At 75.0% G+C, this 19,077-nt stretch carries 5 protein-coding genes; 2 read left to right on the forward strand and 3 right to left on the reverse strand.

Going from position 1 to position 19,077, the window contains the following annotated elements:
- The 3 genes from QC029_RS28520 to QC029_RS28530 form a co-directional block, all read right to left on the reverse strand.
- On the reverse strand, positions 1-1,714 hold a 1,714-nt coding region (locus QC029_RS28520), incomplete at its 3' end, for a condensation domain-containing protein (RefSeq protein ID WP_279558716.1).
- Positions 1,711-9,477, reverse strand: a complete 7,767-nt coding sequence (locus QC029_RS28525) for a non-ribosomal peptide synthetase (protein WP_279558717.1) — start codon at positions 9,475-9,477, stop codon at positions 1,711-1,713. The genes QC029_RS28520 and QC029_RS28525, both read right to left, overlap by 4 nt.
- Positions 9,474-17,201, reverse strand: coding sequence for a non-ribosomal peptide synthetase (locus QC029_RS28530; RefSeq protein ID WP_279558718.1), 7,728 nt, complete (start codon positions 17,199-17,201; stop codon positions 9,474-9,476). The genes QC029_RS28525 and QC029_RS28530 overlap by 4 nt, the downstream gene beginning before the upstream one ends.
- 388 nt (positions 17,202-17,589) lie before the next feature.
- Between QC029_RS28530 and QC029_RS28535 the strand changes: the two genes are divergently transcribed.
- A complete protein-coding gene (locus QC029_RS28535; RefSeq protein WP_279558719.1) occupies positions 17,590-18,813 on the forward strand; it encodes a cytochrome P450 in 1,224 nt (407 codons plus the stop codon).
- Between the two features lie 4 nt (positions 18,814-18,817).
- Entirely contained in the window at positions 18,818-19,015 is a 198-nt protein-coding gene (locus QC029_RS28540; protein WP_279558720.1) for a ferredoxin, read from the forward strand.
- Positions 19,016-19,077: the final 62 nt, after the last annotated feature.

Genomic DNA, 19,077 nt, shown 5'->3' on the forward strand with positions numbered 1-19,077 from the left:
ACAGGCGGCGCTGGGCGAAGGACAGCGGTATCCGGTCGGGGCGTTCGGCCGGGCGTACCGGCGGGCGTCCGCCGGCGGTGGAGTCCACCACCCGCTCCGCCAACGCCGCCACCGTCTGCGCATCGAACAGGGCGCGCACCGGAAGTTCGATCTCGAAGACGCTCCTGACCCGGCTGATGAGCCGGGTGGCCAGCAGCGAGTGCCCGCCCAGATCGAAGAAGTTGTCGTCGATCGAGACCGAGGGCACGCCGAGCGCCTCGGCGAACAGCCCGCACAGCACCTCCTCGTGCGGCGTCCTGGGTGCCCGGCCCCCGCCGGAGACGGCGGTCAGGTCGGACACCGACGCACCACCGGCCGCCTCCGGGGCCGGACGGGTGACCGTCCACCCCTCCGGCAGCGCCACCGACGCCGCCGCCGCGGCGGCCGGCTGCGCGTCGTCCTCGGCGACGGCCCCCAGCAGCCGCTCCAGGCCGGCGAGGAGGCCGCCGGCGGTGTCCTGGGTGAACAGCCCCTCCCGGAACCCCAGCCGCAGCTGGATGCGCTCGCCGGGCACGACGATGAGCGTCAGCGGGTAGTGCGTGGCGTCGGCACCGGAGACGCCGGTGATCGTGAGGTCGCCGAGCGAGCCCTGCAGGGAGTCCGCGTCCACCGGGTAGCTCTCGAAGGCGACCAGGCTGTCGAACAGCCGGCCGTGCCCGGCGGCGCGCTGGACCTCGGTCAGCCCGAGGTAGTGGTGGTCCAGCAGGGCCGACTGCTCGTCCTGGACCCGCAGCAGCAGGTCCCGCAGCGACTCCTCCCCACCGAGCCGGACGCGCACCGGCACGGTGTTGATGAACAGGCCCACGATGCTCTCGACGCCCTCGATCTCGGGCGGACGGCCGGAGACGGTCGCGCCGAACACGATGTCGTCGGCGCCGGTGAGCCGGGACAGCAGCAGGCCCCACGCCACCTGCACCATGGTGTTGACGGTGATGCCGAGCCGGCGGGCGAGCGCGGCCAGCTCCGCGCTCCGCGCCGCGGACAGGTCGGCGGTGACCCGGTCGGGCAGCGCGGCGACGGCGTCCCCGGCCTCCGGGGCCACCAGGGTGGCCCCGGCCAGGCCGTCGAGCGCGGCGCGCCACGCCTCCAGCCCCGCCTGCTTGTCCTGCCTGCGCAGCCACGCGAGGTACAGCGTGAACGGCGGCGCGGGCGGCAGACCGGTCGCGTCGCCGCCGCGCCGGTACAGCTCGAACAGCTCGCCCAGGACCAGCGGCATGGACCAGCCGTCCAGCAGGATGTGGTGGCAGGCGAACATCAGCCGCCAGCCGCGCTCGGCCAGGCGCACCACCGTGAACCGCAGCAGCGGCGGGTCGGTGAGGTCGAAGCGCACCGACTCCTCCGCCGCGGCCAGCTCGGCCAGCCGCGCGGCCCGCTCGTCCTCGCCCAGCCCGGACAGGTCGTGCACGACGACCGGGGTCTCGAACGCGCGCGGGACGACCTGCACCGGCCTGCTGAGGTTCTCCGACAGGAAGCCGGCCCGCAGGTTGCTCCGGCGCACCAGCAGCGCCCTCACCGCGTCGCGGAAGACCTCCAGGTCGAAGGGGCCCTCGAAGTCGACGGCCAGCCGCACGGTGTAGACGTCCAGCGCGTCCTGGTCGTAGGTCGCGTGGAAGAGCATCCCCTCCTGCAGTGGAGCGAGCGGAAGGATGTCCTCGAAGAGTTCCTTGCTGGTCACTGGGTCTTCCTCCACTCCGCTTCCAGCACCCCGATGTCGTCGAGTTCGAGGTCGATCAGTGACAGGTCCGACGGGGCGAGGTCGGCGGGCCGCTGCTCGCCGGCGTGCTCGGCGAGCGCGGTGAGCGCACGGAACCAGCCGTCGGCCAGCCGGCGTACGTCGCCGGGGTCCAGCAGGCGTCGCGGCCACGTCCAGTTGGCGACCAGCCGCGGGCCGCCCGGGGTGTCCTCGACGAGGACGTTGAGCGATACCGAGTGCGACGCCGGCATGTCGGGGTCGCCGCCGAGTTCGCGCAGCACCTCGCCGTCCGCCGACATGGTCCACTCGCCGGTGTCGCCGTCCTCGGCGTCGGTGTCGGCGGCGACCGCCGCCCGGCCCAGGTAGTTGAAACCGAACTGGGGCGGGGCGAACCCGGCCAGTTCCTCCCGGGTGCGCGGGTTGAGGTGGCGCAGCAGGCCGAAGCCGATGCCCTCGTCCGGCATCTCCCGCAGCGTCTCCCTGACCCGGGCGAGGGCCTTGTGCAGCGCGGCGGGATCGGTGAACACCCGGCCCCACGAGACCGGACCGAGGTCCAGCCGGACCGGCGCGAGGCTGGTGAACCAGCCGACGGTGCGCGAGATGTCCAGGTCGACCCCGTCCGGGATCTGCCGGCCGTGGCGCTCGAGGTCCACCAGCACGGCGGTGCCGGCGCCCAGCCCGCTGCGCCGCCGCCAGTCGGAGACCGCCAGGGCGAACGCCGTCAGCAGCACGTCCTCCACGCCGCAGCGCGCCGCGGCGGGCACCGCGGTCAGGAGCCGCTCGGTGACCGGCCCGGGCAGGGTCAGGGCGAGCGCGTCCTGCGTGCCCATGGTGTCGACGGCCGGGTCGCGCGGCTGCGCGGTCACCGGCACGTCCTCCTCGCGCAGCTGCTCGGCCCACCAGGCGACCTGCGCGGCGCGGGCCGGCTGGGCGGCGAGCTCGGTGAGCCACCGCGCCCAGCGCCGCCACGAGGTGCCGACCGGCTGCAGCGCGGCCTCCCGGGACTCGGCCGCCGCCTGCCACGCCGCGGCGAGGTCGGGCACCAGGATGCGCCAGGACACCCCGTCGACGGCCAGGTGGTGGCCGACGACCAGCAGCCGGCCCGGCTCCCGCGGGCCGGCGTCGAACCACACCACCTGCAGCATCGCGCCGTCCGTCGGCGACAGGCGGGAGACCGCCTGCTCGGCGTGCATGGCGATCGTGGCCCGCCTCTTGTCGCGGTCCGCGCCGGCGACGTCGACCCGCGTGACGCAGTCGGCGGCGTCCACCGCGCCGCGCGGCCGGACCTCGTAGGACCACGCGCCGCCGGTGACCGCCAGCCGCAGCCGCAGCGCGTCGTGGTGGTCGAGCACGGTGCGGACGGCGGCGGTCAGCGACTCCGCGTCGAGCTGCGCGGGCACCCGCAGCAGCACCGACTGGTGGAACCGCTCCATGCGGCCGCCCAGGTCGCGCAGCCAGTGGGTCATCGGCGTGAGGGGCGCCTCGCCGATGCCGGCGTCCGGGTCCTCGGGGGGCAGCTCGTCGACGGTGCGGGCGACCGCCGCGAGGGCGGCGACCGTCTTGTGCTCGAACACCTCCCGGGGGGTGATGACCACTCCGCCCTTGCGCGCCTGGCCGACCAGCTTGATGGAGACGATGCTGTCGCCGCCCAGTTCGAAGAAGTTGTCCCCGACGCCCACCTCCTCCAGCCCGAGGACCTCGCGGAACGCCGCGGCGAGGATCTCCTCGGCGTCCGTCGCCGGCCCCCGGCCGGCGCCGCCGGCGGTGAGCTCGGGCGCGGGCAGCGCCGCGGTGTCGAGCTTGCCGTTCACCGTCAGCGGCAGGGCGTCCACCACGACGAACGCCTGCGGCACCATGTACTGCGGCAGCCGCTCGGCCGCCCGGGCGCGCACCGCCTCCACCTCGCAGCCCGCCTCCCCGTCGGGCACCAGGTAGCCCACCAGCTGCCGCACCCCGGGCCGGTCCTCGCGGACGGTGACCGCGGCGCCGTCCACGCCGGCGCAGCCCGACAGCACCGCCTCGATCTCGCCCAGCTCGATGCGGAAGCCGCGCAGCTTCACCTGGCCGTCCCGGCGGCCGACGAACTCCAGCTGCCCGTCGGCGAGGCGGCGCACCACGTCCCCGGTGCGGTAGAGCCGGGAGCCCGGCGCGCCGAACGGGTCGGCGACGAACCGCTCCGCGGTCAGCGCGGGCCGGTTCAGGTAGCCGCGGGCCAGCCCGACGCCGGCCACGTACAGCTCGCCCGCGACGCCGACCGGGCACGGGTTCATCCCGGCGTCCAGCACGTACACCCGGGTGTTGGCGATCGGCCCGCCGATGGGCGGGGTGACCGTTCCGTCCACCGGGCCGCTGGCGGTGGCGCACACGGTGGTCTCGGTCGGCCCGTAGGCGTTGATCACCCGGCGGCCCGGCGACCACCGGGCCGCCAGGTCGCGCGGGCACGCCTCGCCCGCGGTCACCAGGGTCAGGCCGGGCGGCGCGGCCTGCGGCTCGGCGCCGGACAGCGCCGTCGGGGTGAGGGTGGCGTGGGTGATCCCCTCGGTGCGCAGGAAGTCGGTGAGCGCCTCGCCCAGCACCGGGCCGTCGGCCGGGGCGAGCACCAGCGCGGCGCCGTTGAGCAGCGCCATCACCGTCTCCCAGGCGGCCGCGTCGAAGCTCGGCGCGGCGAACTGCCCCACCCGGCTCCCGGCGTCCACGCCGAGCCACTCGGCCTGCCAGGCGGCCAGGCTGCCCAGCCCCCGGTGGGGGACGACCACGCCCTTGGGCCGGCCGGTGGACCCGGAGGTGTAGATCACGTAGGCGGGGTGGTCGGCGGCCAGCGGGGCCCGCCGCTCCGCGTCGGTGACCTCGGCCCCGGACAGGCCCGCGAGCGCGTCGAGGACCGCGGGGCTGTCCAGCACCAGCGGATCGGCGGCCCGCCGCGGCAGCCGGCCGGTCAGCCCGGCGACGGTGACCACGAGCGCGGGGTCGCTGTCGCAGACCATGTAGTCGATCCGGTCGGCCGGGTGGTTGGGGTCGACCGGTACGTAGGCCGCGCCGGCGGTCATCACCGCGAGCAGGGCGGTGGTGAGGTCGACCGACCGCGGCAGCACCAGGGCGACCCGGTCCTCCGGGCCCACCCCGCGCCCGATCAGCAGCCGGGCCAGCCGGTTGGCGCGGTCGGCCAGCGTGGCGTAGTCGACGGTGACCGGACCGCAGACGACCGCGGGCCGGGCGGCGAACGCGGCGGCCCGGTCGGCGAACAGGGCGGGGACGGTGCCGGCGGGCACCGGCCGGCCGGTGTCGTTCCAGCCGGTCAGGAGCTGCTCGCGCTGCGCGGGGGAGAGGATCTCCAGCCGGCGCACCGGCCGGGCCGGGTCGGCCGCGGCGGACCGCAGCAGCGTCACCAGGTGGGCGGCGATGCGCTCCGCGCTCTCCCGGTCGAACAGGTCGGTGCTGTAGTTCAGGATGCCGGAGATCCCGCCCGCGCCGGCGTCCTCGGCCAGGCTGAGCTCGAGGTCCACCTTGGCGACCGGCAGCAGCACCTCCTGGGCGGTGACCCGCAGGCCGGGCAGCTCGACGGCGCGGACGTCGTTGTTCTGGTAGGCCAGCAGCACCTGGAACAGCGGGTTGTGCGACAGCGAGCGGTCGGCGCCGACGAGGTCCACCAGCCGCTCGAAGGGCAGGTCCTGGTGGGCGTAGGCGCCCAGCGCGGTCGCGCGGACCCGGCGCAGCAGGTCGACGAAGCTCGGGTCGCCGGAGACGTCGGTGCGCAGCACCAGGGTGTTGACGAAGAAGCCGACCAGGTCGTCGGCCGCGGCGTCGGTGCGCCCGGCGACCGGGGTGCCGATCGGGATGTCCTCCCCGGCGCCCAGGCGGCACAGCAGCGCGGCCAGGGCGGCCTGGAAGACCATGAACGGCGTGGTGTCGGTCCGGGCCGCGAGCGTCCGCAGCCCCTCGTGGAGCTCGGCGTCGATGCGCACCGGCACCGAACCGCCCCGGTGGGTGGCCACCGCCGGGCGCGGCCGGTCGGCCGGCAGCTCGATCTCCTGCGGGGAGCCGGCGAGCTGCTCGCTCCAGTACGCCAGCTGGGCGGCGGCCGGGCTGTTCTCGTCCGCCTCCTCACCCAGCACCTCCCGCTGCCACAGCGCGTAGTCGGCGTACTGCACCGGCAGCGGCTGCCAGGCGGGGGCGGCGCCGGCCAGGCGGGCGCGGTAGGCCTCGCCCAGGTCGCGGACGAGGGGCGCCTGGGACCAGCCGTCGCCGGCGATGTGGTGGACCACCACGCACAGCACGTGCTCGTCGTCGGCGATGCGGAACAGCCAGGCGCGCACCGGCAGGTCGACGGCGAGGTCGAAACCGGCCGAGCCCGCGGCGTCCAGCGCGGCCGGCAGCCCCGCCTCGGGCACGTCGGAGACCTCGACGGCCACGGTGGCCTCGTCGGCCGGGACGATGTGCTGCCACGGCTCGCCGTCGGCGTCGGGGAAGACGGTGCGCAGCGCCTCGTGCCGGCCGACCACGTCGTTGAACGCGGCGGCCAGCGCCGCCGCGTCCAGCGCGCCGGTCAGCCGCACGGCGAAGGGGATGTTGTAGGTGGCGCCGGGCCCCTCCATCCGGTTGAGGAACCACAGCCGGCGCTGCGCGAACGACAGCGGCACCCGCTCCGGGCGCCGGGCCGGGCGCAGCGCCGCCCGCACGGCCGCCGGGGAGTCGGTCAGCCGGACCGCGAGCGCGGCCACGGTCGGCTCCTCGAAGACCGCGCGGATGGGCAGTTCGACGCCGAGGACCGCACGGACCCGGCCGACGAGGCGGGTGGCCAGCAGCGAATGGCCGCCCAGCTCGAAGAAGTTGTCGTCCACCGACACCGAGGGCAGCCCGAGCACCTCGGCGAACAGGGCGCACAGCAGCTCCTCGTGCGGCGTGCGCGGCCCCCGCGCCTCCTCCGCGCCGTACTCGGGCGCCGGCAGCGCCGCGATGTCGAGCTTGCCGTTGGTGGTCAGCGGCAGGGCGTCCAGCGCGACGATCGGCCGCGGCACCATGTACTCCGGCAGCCGCTCGGCCGCCCACGCCCGCACCTCCTCGGGGTCCAGCCCGGCCCCCGCGGCCGGCACCGCGTAGCCCACCAGCTGCCGCACCCCGGGCCGGTCCTCGCGGACGGTGACCGCCACCTGGCCGACGGCGTCGTGGCCGGCGAGCACCGCCTCGATCTCGCCCAGCTCGATGCGGAAGCCGCGCAGCTTCACCTGGCCGTCCCGGCGGCCGACGAACTCCAGCTGCCCGTCGGCGCGGCGGCGCACCACGTCCCCGGTGCGGTAGAGCCGGGAGCCCGGCGCGCCGAACGGGTCGGCGACGAACCGCTCCGCGGTCAGCCCCGGCCGGCCCACGTAGCCGCGGGCCAGCCCGACCCCGGCCACGTACAGCTCGCCCGCGACACCGACCGGGCACAGCCGCAGGTCGCCGTCGAGGACGTAGACCCGCTTGCCGTCGAGCGGACCGCCGATCGGCACCGGGTCCGGCACGGGCTCGCCCGCCGGCAGCCTCCGCGCACTGGCCATGACGGTGACCTCGGTCGGCCCGTAGGCGTTCACGACCGTGATGTCCGGGCAGGCCTCCAGCACCCGGCGCACCGACGCGGCGGTCAGCGCCTCACCGCCGGTCCACACCTCGCGCAGCGGCCGCAACGCCTGCGGCGCCTCGGCCGCGATCAGATGGAACAGCCCGGTGGTGAACAGCGTGGCGGTGATCCGCTCCTCGGCGAGGGTGCGGGCGATGGTGGCGACGTCCAGCTCACCGGGCGGGCCGACCACCAGGGTGCCGCCGTTCAGCAGCGGAATCCACAGCTGGTAGGTCGAGGCGTCGAACGCGTGGGCCGACTGCAGCAGCACCCGCTCCTGCGCGCCCCCCGCGAACCGGCTGTCGGCGGCCAGGTCGCCGATGCCGCGGTGGGTGACCGCCACGCCCTTGGGCCGGCCGGTGGAGCCGGAGGTGTACATGATGTAGGCGACCCGCTCCGGGCCCGGCGGCATCGGCACGCCGCCCTCGGGCACCGGGTGGGAGTCGGGCAGGTCCCCCTGCTCCAGGACCAGCGAGACCCCGCTGTCGGCCAGGACGTCCTCGCGCCGGGCCCGCGGCCAGCGGTGGTCGATCGGCACGTACACCGCGCCCGCCCGGATCACGGCCAGCACGGCGAGCACGAACTCCACGGAACGGTCCATGGCGATGCCGACCGGCTCCTCGTCGCGCACGCCGCGCTCGCGCAGCCAGGCGGCGAGCTGCTCCACCCGGTCGGTCAGCTCCGCGTAGGTCAGCGACCGGTCGCCGCACACCAGCGCCGGCCGCTGCGGCGCCTCGGCGGCGCGCAGCGCCAGCAGGTCCGGCAGCGTGCGCGCCGGGGCCGGCGCGGGCGCCGGGTCCCCCTCGCCCAGCAGCAGGGCCCGCTCGGCGGCGCTCAGCAGGTCGATCGCGCCCACCGGCACCGCCGGGTCGTCCACGAAGGACTCCAGCACGGTGACCAGCCGGGCGCTGAGCGCCTCGACCTCGGAGGCGTCGAAGGCGTCGGAGCGGTAGGTGAAGCGCAGCTCCAGGGAGGGGCCGGGCATGACCATCAGGGCGAGCGGGTAGTGCGCGCCGTCGGTGGAGAAGACGCCGGCGACCGACAGCCCGCCGGGCAGGGTCAGCGCCGCCGGGTCGACGGGGAAGTTCTCCAGCACGGTGAGGGTGTCGAACAGGTCGCCGTGCCCGGCCGCCCGCTGGATCTGCGCCAGCCCCAGGTGCTGGTGGGCCATCAGCTTGCGCTGTTCCTCCTGGAGCCGCTCGCACAGCGCGCTCAGCGTCTCGTCCCGCCGGATGCGGACCCGCACCGGCACGGTGTTGAGGAACAGCCCGACCATGGTGTGCACGCCGGGGATCTCCGGCGGCCGGCCGGCGAGGGTCATGCCGAAGGTGACGTCGGTGCGGTCGGTCAGCCGGCCCAGCAGCAGGCCCCACGCGGCCTGCACCACGGTGTTGAGGGTCAGGCCCAGCTCGCGCACGCGCTCCGTCAGCCGGGCGGTCGTCCGCGGCGACAGCCGGCCGCTGACCTTGCTGGGCAGCACCGCGGTGGACCGGTCGTCGGGCAGCGCGGCCAGCAGGGTGGGCCCGTCGAGCCCGTCCAGCGCGCCCCGCCAGGCCTCCACGGCGGCGGCGCGGTCCTGCTTGGCGAGCCACGCCAGGTGGTAGCGGTAGGGCGTCACCGCCGGCAGCGCCGCCGCGTCGCCGCCGGTGGCGTACAGCTCGAACAGCTCGCGCACCAGGATCGGCGCCGACCAGCCGTCCAGCAGGATGTGGTGGTTGGTGACCAGCAGCCGGTGCCGCTCCCGCGCCGTGCGCACGACGGTGAACCGCAGCAGCGGCGGCCGGCGCAGGTCGAAGCGGGCGGCCCGGTCCCGCTCGGTGACCTCGCCGAGCGCGGCGTCCCGCTCCTGCGCGGGCAGGCCGGTCAGGTCGACCTCCCGCCAGGGCAGCTCGACCGACTTCGGAATGAACTGCAGGGGGCGGGCGCCCTCGTGCCGGAAGCCGGCGCGCAGGTTGCCGTGCCGCTCCAGCAGGGCGCGCGCGGCGGCGCGCAGGGCCGGCACGTCCAGCGGCCCGTCGATGTCCAGGCCGAGCTGCATGACGTAGACGTCCGGACCGGCCTGGTCGTCGTACTGGGCGTGGAAGAGCAGGCCCTCCTGCAGCGGGGTGAGGGGCAGTACGGCTTCCAGCGACGCGTTGTGCTCCGTGCTCATGGCGAAACGCTCCAATTCGACTGGAACTGGTCGAGCTCGTCCTGCGAGACCAGGGGGATGTCCCACTCGCCGCCGTCCGCCCGGTCCGCCCGGCCCGTGGTCTCGGGCTCCCGCGTGGCCGCGGCGGCGATGGCCCGCACGGTGCGGTGGGCGAACACGTCCTGCGCGGTCAGCCGCAGGCCCTCGGCCCGCGCCCGGCTGACCAGCTGGATGGAGACGATGCTGTCGCCGCCCTGCCGGAAGAAGTCGTCGTCCGCCCCGACCCGGGCCAGCCCGAGCACCTCGGCGAAGAGCCGGGCGACGATCGCCTCCTGCGGCGTGGCGGGCTGCGACTGCGAGGCGGGCGCCGCCGCCTCGGGCGCGGGCAGCGCCTTGTGGTCGAGCTTGCCGTTGGGGGTGACCGGCAGCGCCTCCAGCAGCACCAGCGCGGCGGGCACCATGTAGTCGGGCAGCCTCCCGGCGAGCGCCTCGCGCAACTCGGCGACCAGCGCGCCGTCCCTGCGCCCGGCGAGCGGGTCGTTGGCGTACCGCTCGGGGACCGCGTCCGGCAGGTACAGGTCCCGGTAGGCGGGCACCGTGCCGTCCGGGTCGGCGGCCGGCACGAACACCGCGTCCAGCCGGCCGTCGACGGCCCCGGCCGTCCAGGTGACCAGCGCCCGGTAGCCGGCCGGGGAGCCCGCCTCGTGCAGGGCCTCCACATCGACCCCGTCGGGCACCTCGCCGCCGTCGATCCCGGCGACCGCCGCCAGGTCGGCGGTGAGCCGCCCGTTGGGGACGCCGGTGACCCGCAGCGCGGCCGGGCGCTCCCGGCGCAGCCGCGCGGCCAGCCCGGCCAGGCCGCCGACGTCCTCCCAGGCGACGGCCGGCGCGGCCGCCAGCGAGACCGGCGCGGCCGGCCGCTTGTGCAGCACCACGTCGTAGCGGTAGCGGCTGAGCTCGTTGTCGTACGCCCCGCGCTTGATCCGCACGTCGGCGCCGCCGAAACCCTCCAGGACGCCGGCGAGGGAGTCGAACAGGGCGGGGTCGACCAGCAGTTCGGTCTCGCGCTCGACGGCCCGCTCCACCGCGTACCGCGCCGCGGCGGCGCTGTCGCCGGGGTGGGCGGTGCGGTGGACGGCCGCCCGCATGCAGCGCAGCAGCCGCAGGTCGCGCACGTCGCCGAGGAAGACGGCGCCGGTGTCGCCGAGCAGGGAGAACGCCGTGCCGATCACGTCGGTCAGGTACTCCACGCTGGGGAAGTACTGGGCCACCGAGTTGATCACGACCGTGTCGAACGTCCCGGCCGGCAGGCCCTCCAGCCGGTGCGCCGCACCGGCGGTGAACCGGGTCCGCTCCGCCAGCACCGGGTCCGCGGCGGTCTGGCGCCGCAGCGTCTCGATCACCGTGCCGGACAGGTCGGTGCCCCAGTAGAGCTCCACGTGCGGGGCGACCGGCGCCATGATGAGCCCCGCGCCGACGCCGATCTCCAGCACCCGGCGCGGCTTCAGCTCCAGGATCCTCTCGACGGTCGCCGCCCGCCAGGCCCGCATGTCCTCCTCGGGCAGGGCCGAACCGTCGTAGCTGCTGTGCCAGCCGGCGAAGTTCTCGCCCAGCGGCGGGCCGCCCTGGGCCGCCGCCCCGTACACCTCGTCGTTGACGACCTGCCACTTGCCGACCTGGTCGGACTCCAGGCCGATGTCGCGGGCGTCCTCGCGCTGCTCGGCGGGCACCACGTAGCCGACCAGCTTGCGCTCACCGGGCCGGTCCTCGCGGACGACGACGGCCGCCGCGGCCACCTGCGGCTGTTCGCTCAGCGCGCTGGAGACCTCCTCCAGCTCCACCCGGAAGCCGCGCAGCTTGACCTGGTCGTCGGCCCGGCCGACGAACTCCAGCTGCCCGTCGGCGCGGTGGCGCACCACGTCCCCGGTGCGGTACATCCGCTCCCCCGGCGCGCCGAACGGGTCGGCGACGAACCGCTCGGCGGTCAGCCCGGGCCGGTTCAGGTAGCCGCGGGCCAGGTTGACCCCGGCCACGTACAGCTCGCCGACGACCCCGGCCGGGACCGGGCTGAGCCGGGAGTCCAGCACGTACGCCCGCACATTGGCGATCGGACCGCCGATGGGCGGGGGGACCGCGCCCGACAGCGGCTCGCTCATCGTGGCGCACACGGTGGTCTCGGTCGGCCCGTAGGCGTTGATCATGCGGCGGCCGCGGGACCACGTCCCGGCCAGCTCCGCCGAGCACGCCTCACCGGCGACCGTCAGCGTCATGCCGGCCGGGACCGCGGCCGGGTCCAGACCGGTCAGGGCGACGGGCGGGATCGTGGCGTGGCTGATCCGCTGCTCGGTCAGGAACCGGGCCAGGTCCTCGCCCAGCAGCAGGCCGCCGCCGGCCGGGAGCACCAGGGCGGCGCCGCTGAGCAGGGCGATGCACGTCTCGGACACCGCGGCGTCGAAGCTCGGCGCCGCGTACTGGACGATCCGGCTGTCCGGCCGGATCGCGAACCGCTCGACCTGCGCGGCGGCCAGGTTGCCGATGCCCCGGTGGGTGACGACCACGCCCTTGGGCCGGCCGGTGGAGCCGGAGGTGTAGATCACGTAGGCGGGGTGGTCGACCGAGGCGGCCTCCCGCCGCTCCGCGTCGGACAGCGGCGCGGCCGGCCGCGCCGCGATCCGCGCGGCGGTCGCGGCGTCGTCGACCACGATCCGGGGCACGCCGGGCAGCACCTCCTCGGCCGTCCCCGCCACCGAACCGGTGGCCAGCAGCAGGGCGGGCGCGGCGTCCTCGGCCATGAAGACGACCCGCTCGCGCGGATAGCCGGGATCGACCGGCACGAACGCCGCGCCCGCGGTGACCACGGCGAGCTGCGCCACGACGAGGTCCACCGACTTGGGCATGACCAGCAGGACGCGGTCCTCCGCGCCGACCCCGCAGGCCACCAGGTGCCGCGCCAGCCGGTTGACCCGCTCGGCCAGCTCGGCGTACCGCACCTCGACGCCGTCCGCGACCACCGCGACGGCGTCGGGGGTGCGCTCGGCCTGGGCGGCGAAGAGCGCGGGCAGGGTGTCGACGCGCACGGCGCGGCCGGTGTCGTTCCAGTCGACGAGGATGCGCCGCCGCTCCTCGGCGTCGAGCACCTCCAGCTCGCTCAGCCTGCTCTCCGGCCGCCCGGTCGCCTGGTCCAGCAGCCGGACCAGGCGGCCGATGAGCAGCTCGACGGTCGACCGGTCGTACAGGTCGGTGGCGTACTCCACGGCGCACGCCATGTGGCCGCTGTCCTCGTCCTCGCCGTCCTCGCCGTCCTCGCCGCGCACCTCGCGGAAGTCGAAGAGCAGGTCCAGCTTGGCGGTGTGGGTGATCGCGGGTTCGATCCACGCGTCGAGACCGGGCAGGTCCAGCACCGGCGTCTCGTTGTTCTGGAAACCGAGCCCGACCTGGATCACCGGGTGCCGGCCGGCCGAGCGCTCCGGGTTGAGGGCCTCCACCAGCCGCTCGAAGGGCAGGTCCTGGTTGGCGAAGGCGGCCAGGCCGTCCGCGCGGGCCCGGCCCAGCAGGTCGGCGAAGAGCGGGTCGCCGGTGAGGTCGGTGCGCAGCACCAGGGTGTTGACCAGGAAGCCGACCAGATCGTCCAGCGCTTCGTCGGTGCGGCCCGCGATGGAGATGCCCAGCGGGATGTCCTCCCCGGCGCCGAGCTTGCCCAGCAGCGCCGCCAGCGCGGTCTGCACCACCATGAACGGACTCACGTCGTACGCGCGCGAGCACCGCAACAACTGCCGGTACAGCGGGCCCGGCAGCTCGAAGCGGATCGTCTCGCCGCGGTAGGAGGCGACGGCCGGCCGGGGCCGGTCGGGGGGCAGGGTGACCTCCTCCGGCAGCCCGGCCAGGTACCGCCTCCAGTGCGCGAGCTGGCCGGAGATGGCCGAGTCCGGGTCGTCCTCGTCGCCCAGGATCTCGCGCTGCCACAGCGTGTAGTCCGCGTACTGCACCGGCAGCGGCGCCCAGTCGGGGGCCTCCCCCCGGCAGCGGGCGGTGTAGGCGGTCTGCAGGTCGCGGGTGAGCGGCACCAGGGACCAGCCGTCGCCGGCGATGTGGTGCACCGGCATGAGCAGCGCGTGCTCCTGCTCGGAGACGGCGTACAGGTGCGCGCGGATGGGCGCCTCGGTGGCCAGGTCGAACCCGACGCCGGCGCGTTCGGCCATGGCGTCGGCCAGCCGGTCGGCGGTGACGGCGCTCACGCCCATGACCGGCGTCGCCTCCCGGGCGGACAGGATGTGCTGGCGCGGCGTGCCGCCGGTGTCGGGGAAGACGGTGCGCAGGCTCTCGTGCCGGGCGACCACGTCGCCGATCGCCGCCTGCAGCGCCTGGCGGTCCAGGCGGCCGTTGAGCCGCACCACCAGCGGGATGTTGTAGGTGCCGGCCCCGCCGTCGATCTTGTCGACGAACCACAGCCGCAGCTGCGCGAAGGACAGGGGGATCTGCTCCGGCCTGTCCATCGCGGTCAGCGGCCGCCGGGCCCGGGGGACGTCGCCGCTGCCGGCCAGCCAGGCGATCAGCGAGGCCGGCGTCGGCGCCTCGAAGACGGTGCGGATCGCCAGCTCCACGCCGAACGCCGCGCGGATCCGGCTCACCAGCCGGGTCGCCAGCAGCGAATGGCCGCCCAGCTCGAAGAAGTTGTCGTCCAGGCAGACCGACGGAACGCCCAGGATCTCCGCGAACAGGCCGCAGAAGATTTCTTCCTCCGGCGTGCGCGGCGCCCGGCCCCCGCCGACGGCGGCGAGGTCCGGGGCGGGCAGCGCCGCGGTGTCGAGCTTGCCGTTGGTGGTCAGGGGCAGCGCCTCCAGCTGCACGAACCACGAGGGGACCATGTGGTCGGGCAGCGCGGCGGCGGCGTGCTTGCGCAGCTCCGCCGTCTCCAGCACGGCCCGGCCGCCGGGGCCGCGGCCCTCGGGGCCGCCGACGACGTAGGCCACCAGCCGCTTGTCGCCGGAGGCGTCCTCGCGGACGGTGACCGCCGCCTGCCGGACGTCGGGGTGGCCCAGCACGGCCGCCTCGATCTCGCCCAGCTCGATGCGGAAACCGCGGATCTTGACCTGGTGGTCGGCGCGCCCCAGGTACTCCAGGTTCGCGCTGCCGTCCGGGGCCCAGCGCACCATGTCCCCGGAGCGGTACATGCGCTGTCCCGGCGGGCCGAAGGGATCGGCGACGAACCGGGCGGCGGTCAGGTCCGGGCGCCCCAGATAGCCGTCGGCGACGGCGGGCCCGCCGACGTACAGCTCGCCGAGCACCCCGGGCGGGGACGGGTGCAGCGCGGTGTCCAGGACGTAGACGCGCAGGTCGTCCAGGCCCAGGCCGATCATGCTGCCGATGCCGGCCGCCGCGTCGGCCGCCGTGAGCGCCAGCTCGGTGGTGTGCACCGTGGTCTCGGTGATGCCGTACATGTTCACCAGCCGCGGACTGTCCTCGGCGTGCCGCTCGTACCAGTCGGCCAGCCGCCCGATCTCCAGCGCCTCACCGCCGAAGACCACCATCCGCAGGGCGAGGTCGCGGCCGACCTCCGGGTGCTCCCGGTCGGCCTGGATCAGCTGGTAGAACGCCGACGGCGTCTGGTTGAGCACGGTGATCCGCTCCCGGACCAGCAGCCGCAGCAGGTCCTCGGGCGAGCGGCTCACCGCGAACGGCACCACCACCAGCGTGCCGCCGTACAGCAGGGGGCCCCAGATCTCCCACACCGAGAAGTCGAAGGCGTAGGAGTGGAACAGCGCCCACACGTCCTCCGGCCCGAAGCCGGTCCACCGGTCGGTCGAGCCGAACAGCCGGATCACGTTCTGGTGGGCGACCATGACGCCCTTGGGGCGGCCGGTGGAGCCGGAGGTGTAGATGACGTAGGCGACCTGGTCGGGCAGGACCGGGCCGCCGCGCTCGCCGTCCCCGATCGGGGTGTCCGGCAGCGCGGCGAGTTCGGCCGCGGTCGCCGGGTCGTCCAGCCCGATCTCCGGCACGTCCACGGCCAGGTGGGCGAAGGCGTCGCGCTGGGCGGTGACCACCGCGGCGGGCTTGGCGTCGCCGAGCATGTAGGCCACCCGGTCCGCGGGGTACTCCGGGTCGATCGGCAGGTAGGCGGCGCCCGCCTTCAGCGTCGCCAGCAGCGCCACGATCGTGTCCGCCGAGCGCGGCACCGCCAGCGCCACGAGCTGCCCGCGCCGCACGCCGCGCCCGATCAGCAGCCGGGCCAGCCGGTTGGACCGCGCGTCCAGCTCCCGGTAGGTCAGCGACCGGGTGACGGCGCCGTCGGGGCAGACCACCGCGGTGTTGTCCGGGTGGGCGGCGGCCGCCGCGGCGAACCGCTCGGGCAGGGTCGCCTTCCCCACCGGCTCGAAGGCGGAGGCCGCGCCGCCCCACTCCTGGACCAGGCGCGTCAGCGTCTCGGGTTCGACGGTGTCCAGGCCGCCGATCGGGCGGCCGGGGTGCGCGGCGAGCTCGCCCAGCAGCCGGGTGATGAGGCGGTGGTGCCGCTGGACCGCGTCGGCGCCGTACACCTGCGGGTTGGCCGACACATCGAGCTGGAAGCCGCCGTCCCGCCGGGCGTAGACGATCAGGGAGAAGTCGTCGTCGTGCCCGGCGACCATCGGCCGCACCGTCGCCGGCAGCCCCGCGAAGCGCAGGTCCGGCACGCCGACGCTCAGGTTGACCCGCGGCCCGATCAGCCGGCCGTCCGAGCCCAGGAGCCTGAGGTCGCGCCGCAGGTCCTCGTAGCGGTAGCGCTTGTGCCGGGACGCCTCGCGCATGCGCTGGTGCGCGTGCCGGATGAGCTCGTTCGCCGTCATCTCCGGCCGCACCGTCAGCCGCACGCCGACCACGTTGGAGACCATGCCGGGCACGGCGCGCGCCGCGGCCGTGGAGCGGGCGGCGACCGACAGCGCGATCACCACGTCGCTGCTGCCGGTGATCCGGCTGGTGTACGCGCCCACGGCGGCCAGCACCGCGGCCGGCCAGCCGACGCGGACGGCGCGGGCCGCGTCGCGGATCCGGGCGCCCGTGCCGGGCGTGAGGTGCCGGGTCCCGCGCACCAGGGCGTCCGGCAGCCCGGTCGGGCGGTCGCCCAGGCCGGCGGCGTCCGGCTTGTCGGCGAACCGCTCGGTCCAAAAGTCCCGGTCGGCCTCGAAGGCGGCCGACCGCCGGTAGGCCGCCTCGTCCTCGATCAGCTCGCGCAGCGGCGGGAACGCGCCGGCGGCGGGGTCCTGGCCGGCGGCGAGCCGGGTGTAGACCTCGGCCAGGCGGGCCGCGACCAGGTTCGCGCCGAAGCCGTCCATCACCAGGTGGTGGTAGCGGTGGTAGAAGAAGAAGCGGTCGGCGGCGACCTTCAGGAGCGCGAACCGGTACAGCGGGCCCTCGAACACGTCCACCGCGGTGTCCGCGTCCGACCACATCCACGCCTCGGCCGCCCGCTCCGGCCGGTCCTCGGCGGTGAAGTCCAGCACGTGCAGCGGCTGCGCCGACCAGTCGGCGACCGGCTCGATCACCTGCACCGGGCCGGTCCCGTCGTCGGCGAACCGGGCGCGCAGCGCCTCGGCCTCGGTGACCACCTGGCGCATGGCCGAGACGAACAGCTCCGGGTCGACCGCTCCCGCTATTTCCAGGTACAGGGCCGCGTGGAATGTCGCGTTCGGGCCGCTCAGGCTCTGCGCGTACCAGATTCCGGCCTGGCCGGCGGTCAGTGGCAGAACCGTGGCTGACGAGTCAGACATCTGTCCTCTGTTTCTTCGGGCCAGGCCGATCTGGGTGTCCGGTCAGGGTGCCAACGGTCGGCAGGACGGGCGCACTTCGGCCGTCCTGTCACCAGCGCGAGTCGGCCGGCTCACCTGCTGCGGAAGACGGGCGCCGCGCTGTTTTCGGGCGCACTCCGGCCTTCGCGGACTGAGGTTCATCGACGTTCCAGCTAAACGAATACACGATCGGACAATGCCTGTGGCGCGCAGATGCATTTTCCGGAAACGGCCCCCGGAGCGGCGGAATTCAAATTCTTCGAATCGGCCCGGGCTGCAGCAAGTGGCAAGTGGCCCCGGCGGGCGAGAGGCGGTCCATAGCATCGGCCCCTGCAGGGTCAAAGACCACAGACAGACAAGGGGTAACGCCATGACCGACGCCGTGGAGAAGGGGGCGACCTGCCCCGTCGCCCCTCGCGGCTGGCCCAACCCGCTGCTGCCCGAGTACGACCAGCTGCCGGAAGGCCGTCCGCTGACGCAGGTCACGATGCCGTCGGGCAGCAAGGCGTGGCTGGTCGCGCGGCACGACCACATCCAGCGGCTGCTGGCCGACGACCGGTTCAGCGTGGAGCCGCACCCCACCTTCCCCATCCGGTTCCCCGCGCCGCAGGAACTGCTCGACATGATCGCCAAGGACTCGAAGAACCTCCTGGTGACCATGGACCCGCCGCGCCACACCCGCGTCCGCCAGATGGCACTGCCGGACTTCACCATCAAGGCCGTGGAGAAGCTGCGGCCCCGGGTGCAGGCCCTGGTCGACGAGTACCTGGACCGGATGGAGGCCCAGGGCGGCCCCGTCGACCTGGTCCAGGCGCTGGCGCTGCCGCTGCCCGCCCAGGTGATCTGCGAGCTGGCCGGCATCCCCGAGAGCGAGCGGGACACCTTCACCCGGAACGCGGCGATCATGGTGGGCACCCGGCACTCGTACACCATGGACGAGAAGCTGGCCGCCAACGAGGAGTTGATGAAGTACTTCGCCACCCTCGTCACCGACAAGCAGGACCACCCCACCGACGACATGCTCGGCAACTTCATCAGCCGGGCCGGCCGCACCGACGAGTTCGACCACCACGGTCTGACCCTGATGACCAAGATGCTGCTGCTGGCGGGCTACGAGTTCATCGTCAACCGCATCGCGCTCGGCATCCAGGCGCTGCTGGACCACCCCGAGCAGCTCGCGGCGCTGCGGGCCGACACCGCGGGCCTGATGCCCAAGACGGTGGACGAGGTGCTGCGCTACTTCAGCCTCGTGGACGAGATCATCGCCCGGGTGGCGCTCGCCGACGTGGAGATCGACGGCGTGACCATCAAGGCGGGCGAGGGCATCCTGGTCCTCAAGGGCCTGGGCGACCGCGACCCGGCCAAGTACGCCGACCCCGACACCTTCGACATCCACCGCGACGCGCGCGACCACCTGGCCTTCGGCTACGGCGTCCACCAGTGCCTGGGCCAGCACGTCGCGCGCCTGATGCTGGAGCTGTGCCTGACCAGCCTGATCCACCGCTTCCCCGAGCTGCACCTGGTCGAGAGCGACGAGCCCATCGAGCTCGTCGACGGGCTGCCGCCGGTCCACAAGCTCACGGTCGGCTGGTGAGCGGATGAAGGTCCACGCGGATCGCGACCGCTGCATCGGCGCCGGACTGTGCGCGCTGAACGCCCCGTCGGTGTTCGACCAGGACGACACCGGCCTGGTGGTCGTGCTGAACGACTCGCCCACGGACGCCGAGGCCGCGGACGCCCACAAGCTCGCCGAGGACATCTGCCCCTCCAAGGCCATCCTGATCTCGGACGGCTGAGGCCACCGCCCCGTCCCGCCACGGGCCGCGGGTCCGGCGCCCTCCCGCACGGGCGCCGGACC

The organism is Streptomyces sp. DH37, assembly GCF_029813835.1.
Lineage (GTDB): Bacteria > Actinomycetota > Actinomycetes > Streptomycetales > Streptomycetaceae > Streptomyces.

What these genes read in the sequence shown, in the direction of transcription:
- QC029_RS28540 (WP_279558720.1), top strand. Translation starts at nt 18,818, where the DNA reads ATGAAGGTCCACGCGGATCGCGACCGCTGCATCGGCGCCGGACTGTGC.
- QC029_RS28525 (WP_279558717.1), bottom strand. Translation starts at nt 9,477, where the DNA reads ATGAGCACGGAGCACAACGCGTCGCTGGAAGCCGTACTGCCCCTCACC.
- QC029_RS28530 (WP_279558718.1), bottom strand. Translation starts at nt 17,201, where the DNA reads ATGTCTGACTCGTCAGCCACGGTTCTGCCACTGACCGCCGGCCAGGCC.
- QC029_RS28535 (WP_279558719.1), top strand. Translation starts at nt 17,590, where the DNA reads ATGACCGACGCCGTGGAGAAGGGGGCGACCTGCCCCGTCGCCCCTCGC.